Below are 18,342 nucleotides of genomic sequence, written 5' to 3'. Positions count from 1 at the left end.
GATACCGACCTGGACGTACGCGGTCTTTGTCACTTCAGGGCACGCAGGGCTGACAGTAAAACTGCACACGCCAGCCGAGGTCTGCCCGAGGCAACCCCTACATACTAGGTGAGCACGTGCTTTGCACCAAATCGCCGCCGATGCCCCGCCGACTTCGGCGAGGTTTCGTGCGCTGGGGACACGAAACCTCACCCAAATCGCACGTCAGCGGGCGGATGTGTCAGGGGATCGTGACCTCGATCTGCCCGGTCAGCTCGGCACTGGCGGCGTCGAATGCGGGATTTCCGACGGGCGCCTCGGTATGCACGGAGACCAGATAGGTTCCGCTACCGGTGGGGATGTGCGCCACCCGGTCGGCGAACTCGGTCGCCGCGCCTGCACCGCCGGAGAACACCCCCGTCATCTTCTGTCCGCTGTAGTCACAGAGTTCGGCAGGCAGCACGCTCAACGAACTGACCGAGAAACCCGAGGTCAGCCGGTCGGCGTAGTCGGCGAAGGCGGCCTGCGGGGACAGCGCCGTCGCCACAATGGTGACCGTCGCCGACATCTGCTCGGGCCCGGCCATGCGCGCACCGATGTCACCCGTTCCGCCCTGCATCGTCCACCCGTCGGGCACGGCGATGGTCAGTAAAGGTGCGCCAGGATCGGCGACCTGCGCAGTCACCCCCACCGGCGGACGCTGGGAGGGCTGGCAGGTCACCGCGCCGGTACGGATCGGTTCGCTGGTCGGGACCACACCGAAATCCGGGTGCGCACCGGCCGGTGACGTCCCCGTCGTGGCCGTCGTCGTGCGGCTCGGGTGAATGCTGGTCGGCTGAGCGGCGCCGGACTGGGTGCCGGACGTATCCGCAACCGGCGTCCCGCTACCCGGACGCGCACAACCCGGCACCGATCCCATGGTCACCAGCACACACCCCAGTGCGGCGATGCCGCGACGCACCGGCTAATCCTTGGCGAAGGCGCGTGCGAGCTCGCGCTCCGCGTCCAGGTACGGGGTGCCGGAGATGTCGACCACCACCTTGGCGATCGTTCCGCCGGCGAACGGGAACGGTGCCGAATAGGCACCGGACACGGCCTGCCCGGTATTGCTGCCGACCTTGATTCCACCGCCGGACAGCCCGAAGCTACCCGGATGGGTACGCACGCCGTCGGCCCGACCGACGATGTCGTCGTCGACGTAGAGCGACACCTGCCCGACCGGCGTATGGCTGCCCTCGACCGTGCCGGTCCGCTCATATCGGACGCCGAACACGTGACTGCCCAACGGGATCGGCGTCTGCGCGGTCACCCGCTGTTCGTCCTCGCCCATGAAGTTGTAGACGTACTCCAGATGGCCGTCCTGGACGAACAGCACATGCCCACCGTGACCGGCGCCCTGTTTGAACAGCACCCCCGCGGCGTCGGCGGTGTCCACGGTGACCTCGGCCAGCACCGAGAACGACTGTCCGCGCAGTTCCGGGGCCGCGCCGAGGCCCACCTCGGCGTTGTCCGGGTAGTAGACGAATGTGGTGCGGCCCGACACCAGAAGCGGCCGCCACCGCCCGAACGTCTCGAAGATGTTCAGATCCCCCAGCGGCAGACCGTTGTACTTCGCCGCCTCGGCGAACCACAGCTGCTGCAGTTCGGCCAGCTTCTCCGGGTTCTCCGCCGCCAGGTCGCGGCATTGGCTGCGATCGGAGTCGATGTGGAACAACTCCCAGCGGTCGTCGTCGAAATGCCCCCACCCCGCCGGCGATGCCGCATGCACGGTGTTGGCGAACCAGCCCTCATGCCAGATGCCCCGGGTGCCCAGCATCGCGTAGAACTGCGTGCGTTTGTCGGTGACGGCGTCCGGATCGGCCAGAGCTGACTTGAAACTCACACCGTCGAGCGGCTTCTGCGCGATACCGCCGACCTCGGCGGGTTCGGCGATGCCGAGCAGGTCGTACACGGTGGGGGTCACATCACAGACGTTGATGTAGTGATCACGAACAGCGCCGTGAGCATCAATTCCTTTGGGCCAAGAGATGATCGCGCTGTCGGCGATACCCCCTTCGTGGGATGCGTAGCGCTTGAACAGCTTGTAGGGAGTGTTGAATGCCATCGCCCAACCGATCGGGTAATGGTTGTAGGTCTGCGGGCCGCCCAGCTGGTCGTAGAAGCGCAGGCTTTCGGCGACGGTGTCGATGTACCCGTTGAAGAATTTCACCTCGTTGACCGATCCGTTCGGTCCGCCCTCGCCACTGGCGCCGTTATCGGAGATGACGACGATGATGGTGTTCTCCAGCTGGCCGGATTCTTCGAGATAGTCCAGCACACGCCCGATCTGGGCATCGGTGTAGGACAGGAAGCCGGCGAACACCTCGGCCATCCGGGCGAACAGCCGCTTCTCCTCGTCGTCGAGGCTGTCCCACGGACGCACGGTGTCCTGCGCCGGCCACGCCTCTCCCCCGGGTCCGGTGACGTCGAGATAGGGGTTCATCGGCGACAACTCGGTGTCTTGCGGGACGATGCCGAGCCATTTCTGATTGGCCAGCACGATATCCCGGTACTTCTCGTACCCCATGTCGAAGGCGCCGGCGTACCTGTCGGCCCACTCCTCGAACACGTGATGCGGTGCGTGCCCCGCACCGGGGCACAGGTAGGTGAACCACGGTTTGTCCGGCGCGATTGCCTTGGAATCCCTGATGAATTCGATGGTCTTGTCCGCCAGGTCCTTCGACAGGTGATAGCCCTGCTCCGGGGTTGCCGGCGGAGTGACGGGGTGATTGTCATACACCAGATCCGGATACCACTGGTCGGTCTCGCCGCCCATGAACCCGTAGAAACGCTCGAAACCGCGCCCCAGCGGCCAATGGCGTTTGGTCGCAGCCAGATTGGATTCCTCCAACGGGGTCAGATGCCACTTCCCGACGGCATAGGTGTTGTAACCGCGTTCGGCGAGCACTTCCGACAGCAGCGCGGTCTCGCGGGGAATGCGACCGTTGCAGTTGGGGAACCCGTCGGTGAACTCCTCGATGGTGGCCATACCCACCGTGGTCGCGTTACGGCCGGTGAGCAATGCGGCGCGCGTCGGGGAACACAGTGCGGTCGTGTGGAACTGCGACAACCGCACGCCCTTGTCCGCAATCCGGCTCATGGCCGGCATCTCGACAAGACCACCGAAGCAGTCCCAGGTCGCGATGCCGATATCGTCCCAGACCAGATACAGGACGTTGGGCGCATCCGCGGGTGCACTGGGCGCGGCATAAGGTCCCCAGTCCGGTTCCGAGTCGCGTATGTCGAGCGCGATCGTGCCCTTGAATTCAGCGGTCATCGGCCCTCCCGGGGATCGGCATCGACCGGAGAGTACACCCGCGCAGGCCGCATCGCGGGTGCAATCGAGCTCAGGCCGGCTCGTTCACCCGGTACAACCGCCAATCGGGCTGTCCGTCGCCGTCATTGGGGATCTCCAGCTCCAGTGCCGCCACCTCCGCACCGGTGTCGTACAGCGTGGGATACCGCAGATTGAGCGCGTCCGAGGCACCCCGGCCGATCGGCGGCACCGCCAACAGATACTTGATGCCATTCGCGACCGGGTCGTTGAGCAGCTCGGTGAAATCCGGGTCAGATGGGATGACGAACACCTTGGGCCGGTCGGTGGCGGCCAGCACGCCGAACCCATAGACGGTGTCGGTGATGACGGAGCTCTCCGGAAGGTCGAGGGAATCGAGATGTTCGGCGATGCGCCGCTCGGTGCGGAAGGTCCGGGCGATGCGGTGCTCGACGGCCTTGTGCGCGCTGACATCGTCGGGCTGGGGATTCAGCACCGCCCCGAGGCCGTACTCCTGCGGCGCATAGTCCGATTGCCCCATCCCGAACACCGTGACCGGGATGCCGACGGCCAGCGTCGCCGCGACCGCGATATAGGGCGCCGGAGACCGACGGCGGGCAACCGGAGCGGCTGCCGCGACCGGGGCATAGCGCCCGCGTCGTTTCGCCGGGGCGAGCACGCCGTCGGGCACGCCGAGCAGGGCCAGGGTCGCCGCCATCGGGATCGCGATGATGAAGAACCGCAGGAACGGAAACGTCGATCCGTTCGCATAACTGAAAGCCTGGAACCCCAGCACGGCACCGTACATCCCCAGCGGCACCACCAACATCGGCCAACGGGGTGTGCCCCAGCGTTGCATCGTCGCCCACAGCAACAGCGGAACCAGTGTCGGGGCGAGCAGCATGACGCACACGGCGGCGAACCCGAGACCCTCGGCGAAGTTCGGTGCGGTCTGGCCGGACTGCTCCAGGATCGCGGTGTTGCCGTACTGCGAGGTGAATTGGGCGAACGCTTCCCCGGTGATCAACCAACCCGCCGCGGCCCAGCCGAGGAACGCCGCCACGCCCGGTCCGCTGACGATCAACATGTCCAGCACGGCCCGACGCACCCGCGGCGCGGTCCTGGCCCGCAGATAGGTGGTGGCACCGACGATCAGACCGGCCGCACCGATCGACGCCAGCGCGTCATAGCGCGTCAGGTAGGCCAATCCCATCGCGATACCACCGGCGGCGACCAGGTGATGCACATCGTCGTCGACCATCCAGGTGATGAGCCTGCGCACCGCCCAGGTCATGAAGAAGATGAAGGGCGCCTCGCTCATCCCGTTGGATCCGTAGAACACGATCATCGGGTTGAGGGCGAACAGTGCGGTGATCGTGAGCGAATACCACCGGGGCAGACCACGATCGGAACCCATGCTGAAGATCTGCACCGCCGCTCCGGCCATGAACACGCTCGACATCAACGTGCCGGAGAATGCGCGCTCGGCGAGTTCGGTCCAGATGTCACTGAACAGCATGGCCGGAATCTGCACCATCGCCGCCACCGGGGTGAAGATGAAGCCGATGGCCGCCAGGTGCGGATCGCGGCTGAACAACACCGCCTGTGTGGACGCCACTCGGGACAACGTGTCGCCCATGATGTAGCCGTGCCGGATCTGCAGCCACCACCCGACACCGAGATACACGATCCCGGTCGACGCGAAGATGACGAATTTCAGCCGCCGGTTCGTCACGACGAGCCGACCACCTTTTCGTGTGCGGTCTTCTCGTCTGGCTTCTCTGCCAGTCCGTGGAAGGTCTTCTCCCAGAAAGATGGTTGCCGGATCATCTGATAGCAGCCCTTGGCAGCGGCGACACTCATCATCACCCAGAACAACGGCACCGTCAGCGCCGCGTGCAGCAGGTCGGCGCGATCGTCCTCGCGCAGCGCGATCATGTTCATGTACATCACGGTGAAGTTGCCGATGATCATGGCGACGAGCGCCGGGAAATAGATCAACGGCGGGAAGACGCTGCCGACGATGGCAGGCTGCCCGAGGAACCACAGCGCGGTGATGAACCAGAACAACAGGTTGAGCACCGCGATGATAGGCGTGCCCGCCAGCACCAGTGTGAACCGGATGAAGGCGCGTAGCCCCAACGTCCGATACAACTGGACCGGTCGCCGGATGTGCACCAACCACGTCTGCAGATAGCCCTTGTACCAACGGGATCGCTGCCGGACCCAGTTGATCGGGTCGCTGTTGGCCTCCTCGAGCGTGTAGGAGTCGATGACGGCGGTGCGCATACCGTGCGCCGCGATGCGCAATCCCAGATCGGCATCCTCGGTGACGTTGAAGGGATCCCAGGCCCCGATGTCGACCAGCACGTCACGGCGCAGGTGGTTGGAGGTGCCGCCCAACGGGATCGGTGAGGTGCTCACCATCATGCCGGGAAGCAGATAACCGAACCAGAGACCGTACTCGGCGGTGAACCACGCGGTGAGCAAATTCTGATGCCCGTTGTGGTAGACCAGCTTGGCCTGTATGCAGGCCACGTCATCGGGCAGATCGCGGAACGCCGCAACGACGCGGCGCAACTGCAGCGGTTCCGGCAGGTCTTCGGCGTCGAAGATCGTGACGATATCCCCCGTGGCGAAATGCAGGCCGTAGTTGCACGCCTTGGGCTTGGTGCGCGGATCGGCGGGGGGAACGAGAAGGATCGTGATGATCTCCGATTCACCGCACGCCTCGGCGGCATCGATGGTCACCTGATCATCGGCCTCCAACAGCAGCAGCACCTGCAATTTGTCCCGCGGGTACTCCAGCGCATCCATCGCCCCGATCAGGTCGGCGACCACCTCGGGTTCGTTGTAGGCGGGCACCAGGATGGTGTAGCGCGGGAGCTCGCTGTCGGGGATGGCGCGGGCGATATCGTCGGGGACCGCGATGGGGCGTGACGCCAGACCGCGCCGGAAGATCAGCACCCGGTCGCCCAGCGTCACCAGGTAGGCCGCCGTGCACAGCCCGATCACCACGACGGTGGTCTGCATCGGCCGCCAGATCGCCAGCACCACCACCAGCGCGAGCATCGTCAGCAGCACCGGCTTCTGCCAGCCGAGCAACGGTTTCGACGCCGATGCGCGCGGGTCGTCATCACGCAGGCCGTTGATCGCCGTGTTCAGCGCATACTGCCGCTGCTCCTCGGTGACGGTCTGCGCGTCGAGGATTTCCCGTACCTTCACGGCAGGCTCCCCGGATCTTCCGGACGTGCTGACATGGTCACGACGGATCCGCGGCGCCCCGAGATCGGCGCGCTCGGAGCAGCACCAGTCCCGCCCCGATCACCACCACCGCCGTCGCGGCCGCGCCGGCGAGCAGGTACCGCGAGCTTCGATCGGCCCCTGCCGCTGCATCCGGCTGTACGGACTCGGGCGTGGTCAATTGGATGACGTCCCGGCCGGGCACCGCGATCAAGGCGTTGCCACGCAGACCGGACCAGCGCATGACGTCGGTATCCAGCCACTGCAATAGCCGGTCCAACTCGCCCGGCGCATCGGATGATGTCGCGACCAGCAATGTCCGCCCTCCGCTGTAAAGGGCCTGCAGCGAACCGAAACCGACCTGGGGGTCGAGCGCCAAAGTGGTGGACTTGCCTGTGCCGTCCACGTTCTCGACGGTGATCACACCATCGGCGCTCACGGCGACGGGCAGTGTCACGTTGTCGGCGGCCCACCCGTCGGCGCTCACCACGACCGCCGGATTCGCCGACGCGATGGCGTCGTCGGTCGATACCACGGCGGTGTCGAAGGGCAGGCCACTGAGTCGCTGCAGACCGGTCAGGATCGAGACCGCCCGCCGCAGATCGGCGAACTCCACCGAGGTGCCGTCGCCGACGCCGATCTCGATGCGCGGCATCAAAGCCTGGGGCAACGATTGGAAGCCCAGCGGTGTGGGCGGATCGGCGGGCGCACTTTCCACCGCGCTCTCACCGTCGATGGTCAACGTGATGGGCTGGAACTCACCGCACCGGCCGGTGTTGCCCGCGGCGTTCACCTCGACGTCGAGGTTCGTGTACCGCTCCAGCAGCCGGTTGGGCACGTTCACCCAGCGATCGATCGCACCGGCGGACTCGGTCGGCCACCGGTCGAGCACCTCCCCGCGCACACTGACGACGACCTGGCCGGCGAGTCCCGACGGGAGCGGGGTGTAGGAGCCCTGCAGATGCACCCGCACATCCTCGACCGCGCGGCCCAGCCGGGTCTGGTCAAGCGGGATGGTCACCTTGGGGTTGACCAACGCGGTGGCGTTGACGCCGGGCTGGCCCAGCCCCCGGATCGTGGTGTGGTCGCTGGGCAGGACGGGTGCGGCCGACAGCGGGCCGACGACCGCGGCGGACTGGACGGCCAATTGGGCCAGGTCGCTGGACAGCAACCGGGTCTGGTTGGCCAGATCACCGGCGCTGCCCGAAACCGACAGCGCGCGCACCGCGTTCGTCCCGGTCAGCGCGAGCCTTGCGTCCCCGCCCTCGCGCACGACGATCTGACGCTCGAGGGGCTGGGGCGCGGGCACCGCGGCGCCGTCGTTCTCCACGAGTTCGACCTCGATGCGTTGGGTGCCGTACCTGGCGACGGTCGCGGTGGCAAGCTTCAGTGCCGCATCGGATTCCGCCGAGGACGGCTCACGCGGAACGAAGATCGTCAGTTTGCGCAGGATCGGTGGCAGGAATTCGGCCACCGAGTTCGGCGCAACCTCCTGTCCGGCATACCGGACCTCCGCATCGCCGAGGCGCAGCGGATTGTCGGCCTCGAAAACGCAATTACCCTCCGGCAGGGTGAGGAAACTGTGCAGTTGCACGGTCACCGCACTGTCGACCACCCGAGCGCCGATCAGTGGGATCGCAAACCGGCCGTCGTCGGGAGGAAGTGGCACCCGCGAGATGACCCGGTCGTCCTGGATGACCTCGATCGTGCCGCCGAGCGCGTTGACGGGCAGCCGCGCGGTCACGTTCAGTTCGGTGGGCAGCAGCCCGGCCTGCACCGGGATCGACACCGTCTGTGTGCCCTCGACGCCGTAGAGCGTGATGGTCGGATCACCGCCGAGTACGCGCAGGCTCAGCGAGGGTGAGTTGGCCAACGATGTCTCGGCCTCCGGTTCTGCCGATGCGATCCCCGGTAATGCCAGTCCGCCGGCGAGCAGGACGGCGGCGGTCACCGCCAGCAGGCGCGGTATCCCCCGAACACCGTGGCCGACTTCGGCGTCGTCCCGTGTTGAACTCATCGAACTCCCCATCATGCGTGGATATCTGTCGGACACCCGAGAATCGTCGGGTCTGGTCATGGGAATTGCGCCGTCACAAGCGACCTCGTGAAGCTCAGCAGCATGTCCTCGTCCTTGAAGACGGGCGTGCGCTGATCCAGTACGCCGTTACCGCGGAACAACAGGGTGAACAACGCCCCGATATTGGATGCCACACTGGTCGACGGTGTCGGGAAGGGGGCATCTGCATCGTGATTGTCCACCGCGAACACCGATACACGCTGTGCGAGATCCTTGTCTCCCCAGGCGAATTGGATCGAGTTCCAGGTCACCAGCAGCCTGTCGTCGACCACCGAGACCAGCCGGCCCTGCACCCCGTGTCCGAGGTCGAAGTATCGCGGCTCGCTGATGCGCGCGCTGGTCAGCCTGTACAACACCCGGCCCGGGTAGACGTCGAGACTGAACGGGCGTCGGGTCACGGTGCTGTCCACCACGAGGGTGCGCGGCCGGGACAACTTGTCCCACCGGGCCGTACCGACATTCGCGACGAGGTACTGGCGGACCAGCGTGGCGCCGTCGCCGTAGAGCCGGTCGACATCGGAGAACTGCTGCTGTTGGGTGACCGTCCATCCGTAGGGCGCGGTCAGCCCCCGGCCCGGCTCCAATGGGCCCGGCGCCGCGACGGCGACGGGCGACGTCGACGTCCCGCTCGGCAGATGGCACAGCGCAAGCGCCACCGCAGTCACGACCACCACCGGGACGCCCACCCAGACCTGCCGGGACGCCAACGGCTCCACCTTGCGGTCGAGGATCTTCTTCGGCGCGCCGCGGCGGGCCTGCAGGAACATGACCGTCCCCACCACGCTGATGGCGGTCACCGCAGGCACTTGCTGGTACACGATCATCGGCGCATCCGGGAAGGCGAGCTCGATGATGATGAGCACCGCGAAGCCGACCGCCCAGGCCCGCAGCGACCCGATCACCCCGCGCCGCCAGGTCCGGCCCACCGCCACGGCGGTGCCGATCGCGGCGACCAGCAGGTTCGCCGCCCCGGCCGCGAACGACGTTCCGCCGAGCAACACCACCACGATGTAGTAGGGCAACGGAAGCGCCATCAACAAGATGCCCCACACCCAGGCGAACCGGGTGACCGGTCGCAGACCGAAAAGCACGACGCACGAGCCGGATAGGAACAGCCACGCGGCGACGACGTCGAGCCGCAGCAGATGGAAGTACAGGGCATAGCGGTCGAGCAGTTGGGATTCGATGACGACGGCGAGCACCAATGCCATGCCGCCGGTGATGATGTCGGTCTGGCGATCATGGATGGGTAGTTCGGTGCGGTGGCGACGGGCGACGGCGATGGCCACCAGGAGGGAGACTATCGGCACCGTCCACATGTAGCCGCCGATGCCGCCCGCAGCGGTGGTGTGCGCCAGGCTGATCATCGAGTCGTGGAACGCCAGGATGAACAGCGCCAGGATCAGTCCCCAGCGCAGTGTCGCCCGGAATGCCGGATGCAGATCGTAGTAGCGCTCCAGGAACGGCTTCGGTTCGGGTGCGGCGACTTCCGCGGCCGCTGTGGAGGTGTCCATCGGCCGGTCAGCCCGGAGATGCCGTGCGCTTACCGGCCTGTTTGTCGCTACGGCGACACCGCCGCATCGACCCCGTGGCCACCTCGAAACTGCACGTCATGAGCGCGATGCTAGGTCAGATGACCCTGGGAGGCACCGATTTCGTTGAAGTCACAACAACATGACGTCCACATGCAGATACAGCAAAGTGATTCCACGCGCAGATACCTGGCCTTACAAAGGGTAAACGCCATTGGACACCCGTCGGGCAAACAGCATCCGACACGCCGCATGTCGAACGATCACGCGAACGCAAAGATCCCCGGCACCGCATTGCGGTACCGGGGATCTGAACGCCAAAAGCGTTGGCGTCGAGGTTACTTGGCCTTCTCGAGGACCTCGACCAAGCGCCAACGCTTGGTCGCCGAGAGCGGGCGGGTCTCCATCAGCGAGACGCGGTCACCGATGCCGGCGTCCCCGTTCTCGTCGTGGGCCTTGACCTTGCTCGTGGTCCGGATGATCTTGCCGTAGAGCGGATGGCTCTTGCGCGACTCGAGCTCGACGACGATGGTCTTTTCCATCTTGTCGCTCACTACGTAGCCGATCGCGGTCTTGCGACGGCCACGCGGCGTTTCGGTGGCCGGCGTGTGGTTGGGGCCTTTAGTGTCTGCCATGTCTTACGAATCCTCACCAACAGGTCCGGAAGCCAGACCCAGTTCACGTTCACGCAGCACGGTGTAGACCCGTGCGATCTCCTGGCGCACCACACGCAGCCGACGGTTGTTGGTCAGCTGGCCGGTGGCCATCTGGAAGCGCAGGTTGAACAGCTCTTCCTTCGACTCACGCAGGCGCGTGGTGAGCTCCTCCTCGGTGAGCTCACGCAGTTCGCCCGGCGAAACTCCTACTGCCATCAGAACTGCTCCTCTCGGGTCACGATGCGTGCCTTGATCGGCAGCTTGTGGATCGCGCGGGTCAGCGCGTCCCTGGCGATCTTCTCGTCGGGGTAGCTCAGCTCGAACAGCACGCGACCCGGCTTGACGTTGGCGACCCACCACTCCGGCGAACCCTTACCCGAACCCATGCGGGTCTCGGCGGGCTTCTTGGTCAGCGGGCGGTCCGGGAAGATGTTGATCCAGACCTTGCCGCCACGCTTGATGTGCCGGTTGATGGCGATACGAGCGGACTCGATCTGCCGGTTGGTGATGTAGGCGTGCTCCAGAGCCTGGATGCCGTAGTCACCGAAGCTCACCGCGGTGCCGCCGCTGGCGGTACCGCGCTGCTTGGGGTGATGCTGCTTGCGGTGCTTGACCCTACGGGGGATAAGCATTTCAGCTCCCTGAATTCTCTGGGGTGGTTTCTGCGGACGCCTCGGCTGCTGCCGGGGTGCCCGCCGTGTCATCGCTCGCGGCCCGACCGGCCTCGGTGCTCGTCGCGGTGGTACCCGACGCGCCACTGCGGCGCGGACGGGTGCCCGACGGACGATCACGACGCGGACGGTCGGCGGCCGGCGCGGCGGCGGTCAGCTCACGCTTGCCACCGACGATGTCGCCCTTGTAGATCCAGACCTTCACACCGATCCGGCCGAAGGTGGTCTTCGCCTCGTAGAGGCCGTAGTCGATATCGGCGCGCAGCGTGTGCAGCGGGACTCGACCCTCGCGGTAGAACTCCGAACGGCTCATCTCAGCACCGCCGAGGCGGCCCGAGCACTGCACCCGGATGCCCTTGACGTTGGGCTGGCGCATGGCCGACTGGATGGCCTTGCGCATCGCACGACGGAACGCCACACGGTTGGACAGCTGCTCGGCGACACCCTGCGCGACCAGCTGGGCGACGGCCTCGGGCTGCTTGACCTCGAGGATGTTGAGCTGGACCTGCTTGCCGGTCAGCTTCTCCAGGTCGGTCCGGATGCGGTCGGCCTCGGTGCCGCGGCGACCGATGACGATGCCCGGACGCGCGGTGTGGATGTCCACCCGGACGCGATCGCGGGTGCGTTCGATCTCCACGTCGGCGATGCCGGCGCGCTCAAGACCGGTGGCCAGCAGACGGCGGATGGCGACGTCTTCCTTGACGTAGTCCGCGTACTGCTTGTCGGCGTACCAGCGGGACTTCCAATCGGTGGTGATACCGAGCCGGAAGCCGTGCGGGTTGATCTTCTGGCCCACTACTCCGAGCCCTCCTTCGAATCGGTGGCCTTCGCAGCAGCAGCCTTACTGCCCTGCGCACGACGGGTACGCGCGGTCGAGGTCGACGCGCCACCCTTCTGCTTGGGCGGACGGCTTTCCACGATCACGGTGATGTGGCTGGAGCGCTTGCGGATCCGGAAGGCACGCCCCTGGGCGCGCGGACGGATGCGCTTGGCGGTCGGGCCACCGTCGGCGTAGATGGTGGCGACCACGAGGGTCGCCGGGTCCAGGCCGTCATTGTTCTGCGCGTTGGCGGCCGCGCTGGCGATCACCTTGGCCACCGTGGTGCTGGCGTCCTGCGGTGCCCACCGCAGGATGTCGAGCGCCTCGGCCACGGACTTGCCACGGACCAGGTCGATGACCCGGCGCGCCTTGGTCGGCGAGAACGGCACGAAGCGTGCCACCGCCTTCGCGGACGGATACTCAATTGCAGTAGTCATTACCGGCGCTTCGCCTTCCGGTCATCCTTGATGTGACCCTTGAACGTGCGGGTGGGGGCGAACTCGCCCAGCTTGTGCCCGACCATCGACTCGGTGACGAACACCGGCACGTGCTTGCGACCGTCGTGGACGGCGAAGGTGTGACCGATGAAGTCCGGGATGATGGTGGACCGGCGCGACCAGGTCTTGATGACCTGCTTGCTGTTCTTCTCGTTCTGGACGTCGACCTTCTTGAGAAGGTGGTCGTCGACGAACGGGCCCTTCTTGAGGCTGCGTGGCATCGCTATTTACTCCTAGCGCTTCTTGCCGGTGCGCCGGCGACGGACGATGAGCTTGTCGCTCGCCTTGTTGGGCTTGCGAGTGCGGCCCTCGGGTTTACCCCAGGGGCTCACCGGGTGGCGGCCACCGGAGGTCTTACCCTCACCACCGCCGTGCGGGTGATCGACCGGGTTCATGACGACACCACGGACGGTGGGGCGCTTGCCCTTCCACCGCATACGACCGGCCTTGCCCCAGTTGATGTTGGCCTGTTCGGCATTGCCGACCTCGCCGACGGTGGCGCGGCAGCGCACGTCGACGCGCCGGATCTCACCGGACGGCATACGCAACGAGGCGTAGCTGCCTTCCTTACCGAGCAGCTGGATGCTGACGCCGGCGGAGCGGGCGAGCTTGGCACCGCCACCGGGCCGCAGCTCCACTGCGTGGATGACGGTACCGGCCGGGATGTTGCGCAGCGGCAGGTTGTTGCCGGGCTTGATATCGGCGTTCGGCCCCTGCTCGATGACGTCGCCCTGCTTCAGATCCTTGGGGGCGATGATGTAGCGCTTCTCGCCGTCCAGGTAGTGCAGCAGCGCGATGTTCGCGGTGCGGTTGGGGTCGTACTCGATGTGCGCGACCTTGGCGTTGACACCGTCTTTGTCGTGACGACGGAAGTCGATCAGCCGGTAGGCACGCTTGTGACCGCCACCCTTGTGACGAGTGGTGATGCGGCCGTGCGCGTTACGTCCACCCGTGCTGTGCAGCGGACGGATCAGCGACTTCTCCGGAGTCGAACGAGTGATCTCGGCGAAATCGGAGACGCTCGAACCGCGACGACCCGGGGTCGTCGGCTTGTACTTGCGAATTGCCATTTCTAAGTTCCTGAGTCTCTCTGCCTGCCGCTAGGCGGGCGCTCCGAACAAGTCGATCGGCTTGCTGCCGGCGGCCAGGGTCACGATGGCGCGCTTGGTGCTCTTGCGCGTGCCGTAGCCACTGCGGGTCCGCTTGCGCTTGCCGTTGCGGTTCAACGTGTTCACCGAGTCGACCTTGACGGAGAAGATCTTCTCGATGGCGATCTTGATCTGCGTCTTGTTCGAATCCGGGTGCACGACGAACGTGTACACGTTGTCCTCGATCAGCCCGTAGGACTTCTCGGAGATGACCGGCGCGAGGATGATGTCGCGAGGGTCGGTGATCGTGGCCATCAGGCAGACACCTCTTCCTTCTTGGTGTGCGCGGTGATGTAGGCGTTCAGGGCCTCGACCGAGAACACCACGTCGTCGGCGTGCAGCACGTCGTACGCGTTGAGCTGGTCCGCCGAGATGACATGCACGCCGGGCAGGTTCCGCACGCTCTTGGCGCCGACCTCATCGCTGCGACCGATGACGATCAGCACGTTCTTGTTCGTGGTGAGGCTGGCCAGGAACGACTTCGCCGACTTGGTCGACGGAGTCTGACCGGCCACCAGTTCGGTGACGGCGTGGATGCGGTCGTTGCGGGCCCGGTCCGAGAGCGCCCCGCGGGTGGCGGCGGCGATCATCTTCTTGGGGGTCCGCTGGCTGTAGTCACGCGGCTTCGGTCCGTGCACGATGCCACCACCGGTGAACTGCGGTGCGCGGGTCGAGCCCTGACGGGCGCGGCCGGTGCCCTTCTGGCGGTACGGCTTCTTGCCACCACCGGAGACCTCGGCGCGGGTCTTGGCCGAATGCGTGCCCTGGCGCTTGGCGGCCAGCTGCGCATTCACCACCTGGTGCAGCAGAGCGATGTTGGGTTCCACATCGAACAGGGCAGCGGGAAGTTCCACGGAACCGTCCGTCTTGCCGTCCGGAGTGTGAACGTCAAGCTTGAGAGCCATTACTTCTCACCTCGTTTGATCGCGGTGCGGACCACGACGAGTCCACCATTGCGTCCGGGGACGGCACCCTTGATCAGCAGCACGCCGTTCTCGGCATCGACCTTGTGCACCTTCAGGTTCTGGGTGGTGACGCGGTCACTACCCATCCGGCCCGACATGCGGGTGCCCTTGAAGACGCGGCCCGGGGTGGCACAGCCACCGATCGAGCCCGGGCGGCGGTGCACAGCCTGGGCACCGTGCGCGGCGCCCTGGCCGGCGAAGCCGTGCCGCTTCATGGTGCCTGCGAAACCCTTGCCCTTGCTGGTGCCGGTCACGTCGACGTAAGCACCGTCGGCGAAGATCTCGGCGGTCAGCTCCTGGCCGATTTCGTAGGCAGCCGCTTCAGCTTCGTCGGCAAGACGCAGCTCGGCGAGGTGGCGGCGCGGGTTCACACCGGCGGCGGCGAACTGACCGGTGACCGGCTTGTTCACCTTGCGCGGGCTGATCTCGCCGTAGGCGAGCTGCACGGCGCTGTAGCCGTCACGCTCGGTGGTACGGATGCGGGTCACCACATTGGGGCCGGCCTTGACGACCGTCACCGGGACGACTTTGTTGTTCTCGTCGAACACCTGCGTCATGCCCAGCTTGGTGCCCAGAATTCCTTTTCGTGCCATGAGTTCTGGAATCTCCTACTGGATATTGACGTCGACACTGGCCGGCAGATCGATGCGCATCAAGGCGTCAACGGTCTTCGGCGTGGGGTCGAGGATGTCGATAAGGCGCTTGTGGGTACGCATCTCGAAATGCTCCCGCGAGTCCTTGTACTTATGGGGAGACCGAATGACGCAGTACACGTTCTTCTCGGTCGGCAGCGGCACCGGGCCAACCACACTGGCACCCGTCCGGGTGACCGTCTCGACGATCTTGCGCGCCGAGGCGTCAATCGCCTCATGGTCGTAGGCCTTGAGCCTGATGCGGATCTTCTGTCCCGCCACGCTTCTCCTACCTCACTACTAACGGGCCCATGGTTGGGCCTTGTCTCTGGTCTGGCCTCGGTGCGCGTGCTCCGGTGTCCCGGGGCGCGCGCAGCCTGTTGCCGCCGCTGTTTACCTGTCTCTGGTTCACCGACCCCCGCACTCGGGCGTGTCGCCCTCGCGCATACTCGTCCGCGTCGAAAATTGTCGCGATCGAATTGGGAACCGGGTGCGCCCGCGAGGGCGCCGGTCGGATGCCTCGCCCGGGCGAACCCGGCTCAAGGCAACCCGAACAGTATGCCTCAGATCGCGGCGTCCCACAAATCTCCGTTTGACCTGGTCGACCGCCCACCTGCCGGGCGCCGGGCCGGAGCGCTCGGCGCAGCGGGACCGACCGATCTTACCGCCGAGTAAGGTTGCCGAACATGACGAGTCCCACCTACCGCGCATGGCAGCAGCTGGCCGACAAACCGCTGGGTAGCCGCCTGTTCTCGGCGGCAGCGATGGTCCGGGTCCCCTATTTCGCATCGGTCCTCCCGCACATCCGCCGGATGGAGCCCGGCCTGGCCGAGGTCGACGTACCGAAGTGGTTCTACGTCTACAACCACCTGCACACCGTGCACGCCATCGCGTCGTGCAATGCGGCCGAGGTGGCGATGGGAATGGCCATGGAGGCCACCGTGCCGGCCACCCATCGCTGGATCCCGAAAGGGATGACGGTCCAGTACCTGGCCAAGGCGACGACCTCGCTGCGCGCCACGGCCCGGTTCGACCCGCCGGACTTCGCCACCATCACCGACGGCACCGAGATCGTCGTGCCGGTCCGCATCACCGACCGCTCCGGTGCCGAGGTGGTGCACGCCGAGATCACCACCTGGGTCACCCCCGCCGGCCGGACGTCCTGACCGCGTCGGCCTACCGGCCGGACAGGCCTGCCCAGAAATCGCATCGGTGCTCGGCTCCGAAACCGGTGACCATCCGCGATCCGTCGGGTCGCAGCGACATCCACGGACCCGAACCGGCCACCGCCGGCCAGTCCGGTGCGCCGTCGGCATCGGGCGCACCGGAACGGACGAACGCCGCCCAGTAGTCGATCATCTGGTTCGACAGTTGCTGCTGGGCCGGACTCAACGGTGGTGCCCCACCGACGTCGAACAGATAGCGCAGTTCCAACGAGTGACTGGCACCGACCGGAAACGGCAACGTGCGCATCGGTTCTGGAGTCGGCGGTCGAGGATCGTCGAACTGGTAGCCGAAAATCGACCGGCTCGAGGCCAATTGGCCGGCCATCCGTTGGGCGACGCAGGCGAACACGCCGTCGGTGACCGCCGCCGAGTACGCCAGTGCCGCACTGCCGTCGTACTTGTCGAGCGGATAACGGGCCCCGACCGCCGGGGCATCCGCGCCGAAGGTGTCGGCCAGCAGGTCGGGGTACTCCCCGGCGGCGTACTGCCTGGCCCCGCGCAGGTATTGCAGGGCGGCGAAGAGGGTGAACTCGTCGCGATTGGTGCCGATGAGTATCGGCACGTCGGCCGCGCGACCTTCGCGGAACGCCACCATCGGGTCTTCGGGCAACGTCGTGCTTCCGTAGACCGGTCCACTGAGCGTGTCCTCGCCGATTCGGCCGTACCACACCGGTTTATCGACTTGATGGGCCGGCAGGGCGCGCAGACAGGCGGCAGCGGTGGCCGGGTCGCCGCACCCCACATCCCGAGCGAAGTCGCTGCTGATCTTCTCGGCCCGAGGTAGCGCCACCTGTGCCTGACACGGTCCGCTCTGGACGATCGCAGCCCGGAACAGGCCCTGGGATTGCGGGGCGACCAGGTGATCGCACACCGACATCCCGCCGGCCGACTCCCCGGCGATGGTCACCTTGTCCGGGTCGCCCCCGAACGCCGCGATGTTCTCGTGCACCCAGCGCAACGCCGCCTGTTGGTCGGCCAGTCCGTAGTTTCCGACGCTGCCCGGCTCCCCCAGCGCAGGATGGGCGAGAAATCCCAAGGCGCCCAACCGGTAATTGAGGGTGACCACCACGATGTCGCCACGGTCGACCAGCCAGCGTGCGTCGTACATGGCGCCGTTACCGTTGACGAAGGAGCCGCCGTGGATCCACACCATCACCGGTCGGAGGGTGTTCTCGGGTGCCGGCGTCCAGACGTTGAGCGTCAGGCAGTCCTCGTCGGTCTGCTTGCCGAACTCCACTTCTCCGCTCTCGCCCTGCAGGCACCGCGGGCCGGCCTTGGTCGCGTCGCGGACGCCCTGCCACGGGGCGACCGGCTGCGGAGGCTGCCAACGCAGCGGACCGACCGGTGGTGCCGCATAAGGGATTCCCGCGAAATTGCGTTTGTCCAGGGTGGCTACCCCACGGACAAGGCCGTCGGCGGTCCGGACCACCGACGGGTCGGGCGGCAACGATGCCCGTTCGCCGTCACCGCCCAGTCCACACCCGGAGGCGAGCAGCACGGCCACCAGCAGCGCCAGCGCGCGCAAGACGGATCGCGACGACAGGAGCACGGATCGAGCCTACTGACGACGATTCGGACAATCT

Annotated in this window: 19 protein-coding genes; 1 reads left to right on the top strand and 18 read right to left on the bottom strand. The window is 66.3% G+C overall.

All coding sequences use genetic code 11. The features are described 5' to 3' along the window. Nucleotides 1-220: 220 nt before the first annotated feature. The 17 genes from IC40_RS0109440 to rpsJ all read right to left on the bottom strand — a co-directional run bounded on the left by IC40_RS0109440 (nucleotide 221) and on the right by rpsJ (nucleotide 15,815). On the bottom strand, nucleotides 221-940 hold the full coding sequence (locus tag IC40_RS0109440; RefSeq protein ID WP_030134472.1) for a hypothetical protein: 720 nt from the start codon (nucleotides 938-940) through the stop codon (nucleotides 221-223). Between the two features lie 3 nt (nucleotides 941-943). Beyond that, a complete protein-coding gene (locus tag IC40_RS0109435; RefSeq protein WP_030134471.1) occupies nucleotides 944-3,295 on the bottom strand; it encodes an arylsulfatase in 2,352 nt (783 codons plus the stop codon). A 70-nt stretch (nucleotides 3,296-3,365) separates the two neighbouring features. Further along, nucleotides 3,366-5,027: a glycosyltransferase family protein gene (locus IC40_RS0109430; RefSeq protein WP_030134470.1), complete on the bottom strand. Its 1,662-nt coding sequence runs from the start codon at nucleotides 5,025-5,027 to the stop codon at nucleotides 3,366-3,368. After that, on the bottom strand, nucleotides 5,024-6,517 hold the full coding sequence (locus IC40_RS0109425; protein WP_234411696.1) for a glycosyltransferase: 1,494 nt from the start codon (nucleotides 6,515-6,517) through the stop codon (nucleotides 5,024-5,026). The genes IC40_RS0109430 and IC40_RS0109425 overlap by 4 nt, the downstream gene beginning before the upstream one ends. 37 nt (nucleotides 6,518-6,554) lie before the next feature. After that, nucleotides 6,555-8,552: a hypothetical protein gene (locus IC40_RS0109420; protein WP_234411697.1), complete on the bottom strand. Its 1,998-nt coding sequence runs from the start codon at nucleotides 8,550-8,552 to the stop codon at nucleotides 6,555-6,557. 56 nt (nucleotides 8,553-8,608) lie between these two features. After that, the gene (locus IC40_RS0109415; RefSeq protein ID WP_030134467.1) at nucleotides 8,609-10,126 is read right to left on the bottom strand and encodes a hypothetical protein; all 1,518 of its coding nucleotides are present in this window, start codon (nucleotides 10,124-10,126) and stop codon (nucleotides 8,609-8,611) included. Between the two features lie 356 nt (nucleotides 10,127-10,482). Next, nucleotides 10,483-10,779 carry a 30S ribosomal protein S17 gene (gene rpsQ / locus IC40_RS0109410; protein ID WP_019514053.1) on the bottom strand — a complete coding sequence of 99 codons (297 nt, stop codon included), beginning with the start codon at nucleotides 10,777-10,779 and terminating at the stop codon, nucleotides 10,483-10,485. Between the two features lie 3 nt (nucleotides 10,780-10,782). After that, nucleotides 10,783-11,016 carry a 50S ribosomal protein L29 gene (gene rpmC, locus IC40_RS0109405; protein WP_023985334.1) on the bottom strand — a complete coding sequence of 78 codons (234 nt, stop codon included), beginning with the start codon at nucleotides 11,014-11,016 and terminating at the stop codon, nucleotides 10,783-10,785. Continuing rightward, nucleotides 11,016-11,432 carry a 50S ribosomal protein L16 gene (gene rplP / locus IC40_RS0109400; protein ID WP_030134466.1) on the bottom strand — a complete coding sequence of 139 codons (417 nt, stop codon included), beginning with the start codon at nucleotides 11,430-11,432 and terminating at the stop codon, nucleotides 11,016-11,018. Before rplP ends, rpmC begins: the two co-directional genes overlap by 1 nt. A gap of 1 nt (nucleotide 11,433) precedes the next feature. Continuing rightward, nucleotides 11,434-12,267, bottom strand: coding sequence for a 30S ribosomal protein S3 (gene rpsC, locus IC40_RS0109395; RefSeq protein WP_030134465.1), 834 nt, complete (start codon nucleotides 12,265-12,267; stop codon nucleotides 11,434-11,436). Further along, nucleotides 12,267-12,728 (bottom strand): 50S ribosomal protein L22, encoded by a 462-nt coding sequence (rplV, locus tag IC40_RS0109390; RefSeq protein WP_030134464.1) that lies wholly within the window; start codon nucleotides 12,726-12,728, stop codon nucleotides 12,267-12,269. Before rplV ends, rpsC begins: the two co-directional genes overlap by 1 nt. Continuing rightward, nucleotides 12,728-13,009: a 30S ribosomal protein S19 gene (rpsS, locus tag IC40_RS0109385; RefSeq protein ID WP_019514048.1), complete on the bottom strand. Its 282-nt coding sequence runs from the start codon at nucleotides 13,007-13,009 to the stop codon at nucleotides 12,728-12,730. Before rpsS ends, rplV begins: the two co-directional genes overlap by 1 nt. 12 nt (nucleotides 13,010-13,021) lie before the next feature. Further along, on the bottom strand, nucleotides 13,022-13,858 hold the full coding sequence (gene rplB / locus IC40_RS0109380; RefSeq protein ID WP_030134463.1) for a 50S ribosomal protein L2: 837 nt from the start codon (nucleotides 13,856-13,858) through the stop codon (nucleotides 13,022-13,024). A gap of 30 nt (nucleotides 13,859-13,888) precedes the next feature. After that, a complete protein-coding gene (gene rplW, locus IC40_RS0109375) occupies nucleotides 13,889-14,191 on the bottom strand; it encodes a 50S ribosomal protein L23 (protein WP_019514046.1) in 303 nt (100 codons plus the stop codon). Next, nucleotides 14,191-14,841 carry a 50S ribosomal protein L4 gene (gene rplD, locus IC40_RS0109370; protein WP_019514045.1) on the bottom strand — a complete coding sequence of 217 codons (651 nt, stop codon included), beginning with the start codon at nucleotides 14,839-14,841 and terminating at the stop codon, nucleotides 14,191-14,193. The genes rplW and rplD overlap by 1 nt, the downstream gene beginning before the upstream one ends. Beyond that, a complete protein-coding gene (gene rplC, locus IC40_RS0109365; protein ID WP_030134462.1) occupies nucleotides 14,841-15,494 on the bottom strand; it encodes a 50S ribosomal protein L3 in 654 nt (217 codons plus the stop codon). Before rplC ends, rplD begins: the two co-directional genes overlap by 1 nt. Before the next feature lie 15 nt (nucleotides 15,495-15,509). After that, nucleotides 15,510-15,815 (bottom strand): 30S ribosomal protein S10, encoded by a 306-nt coding sequence (rpsJ, locus tag IC40_RS0109360; RefSeq protein WP_003883485.1) that lies wholly within the window; start codon nucleotides 15,813-15,815, stop codon nucleotides 15,510-15,512. 404 nt (nucleotides 15,816-16,219) lie between these two features. Here rpsJ and IC40_RS0109355 point away from each other — a divergent pair, with 404 nt between their 5' ends. After that, entirely contained in the window at nucleotides 16,220-16,699 is a 480-nt protein-coding gene (locus IC40_RS0109355) for a hotdog fold domain-containing protein (RefSeq protein ID WP_030134461.1), read from the top strand. Between the two features lie 10 nt (nucleotides 16,700-16,709). Here IC40_RS0109355 and IC40_RS0109350 read toward each other — a convergent pair whose 3' ends face one another. After that, entirely contained in the window at nucleotides 16,710-18,308 is a 1,599-nt protein-coding gene (locus tag IC40_RS0109350) for a carboxylesterase/lipase family protein (RefSeq protein ID WP_042510057.1), read from the bottom strand. Between the last annotated feature and the right edge of the window lie 34 nt (nucleotides 18,309-18,342).

This window comes from Mycolicibacterium neoaurum ATCC 25795 (genome assembly GCF_000691525.1).
GTDB lineage: Bacteria > Actinomycetota > Actinomycetes > Mycobacteriales > Mycobacteriaceae > Mycobacterium > Mycobacterium neoaurum.
Note: the sequence above shows the minus strand (reverse complement) of the source record. Positions and strands in the feature narration are given on the sequence as shown.

Coding starts and splice junctions, on each gene's coding strand:
- rplD (WP_019514045.1), bottom strand. CDS start 14,841: ATGGCTCTCAAGCTTGACGTTCACACTCCGGACGGCAAGACGGACGGT.
- rplC (WP_030134462.1), bottom strand. CDS start 15,494: ATGGCACGAAAAGGAATTCTGGGCACCAAGCTGGGCATGACGCAGGTG.
- rpsS (WP_019514048.1), bottom strand. CDS start 13,009: ATGCCACGCAGCCTCAAGAAGGGCCCGTTCGTCGACGACCACCTTCTC.
- IC40_RS0109355 (WP_030134461.1), top strand. CDS start 16,220: ATGACGAGTCCCACCTACCGCGCATGGCAGCAGCTGGCCGACAAACCG.
- IC40_RS0109420 (WP_234411697.1), bottom strand. CDS start 8,552: ATGAGTTCAACACGGGACGACGCCGAAGTCGGCCACGGTGTTCGGGGG.
- rpmC (WP_023985334.1), bottom strand. CDS start 11,016: ATGGCAGTAGGAGTTTCGCCGGGCGAACTGCGTGAGCTCACCGAGGAG.
- rplB (WP_030134463.1), bottom strand. CDS start 13,858: ATGGCAATTCGCAAGTACAAGCCGACGACCCCGGGTCGTCGCGGTTCG.
- rpsQ (WP_019514053.1), bottom strand. CDS start 10,779: ATGGCAGACACTAAAGGCCCCAACCACACGCCGGCCACCGAAACGCCG.
- IC40_RS0109415 (WP_030134467.1), bottom strand. CDS start 10,126: ATGGACACCTCCACAGCGGCCGCGGAAGTCGCCGCACCCGAACCGAAG.
- IC40_RS0109435 (WP_030134471.1), bottom strand. CDS start 3,295: ATGACCGCTGAATTCAAGGGCACGATCGCGCTCGACATACGCGACTCG.
- rplW (WP_019514046.1), bottom strand. CDS start 14,191: ATGGCCACGATCACCGACCCTCGCGACATCATCCTCGCGCCGGTCATC.
- rplP (WP_030134466.1), bottom strand. CDS start 11,432: ATGCTTATCCCCCGTAGGGTCAAGCACCGCAAGCAGCATCACCCCAAG.
- rplV (WP_030134464.1), bottom strand. CDS start 12,728: ATGACTACTGCAATTGAGTATCCGTCCGCGAAGGCGGTGGCACGCTTC.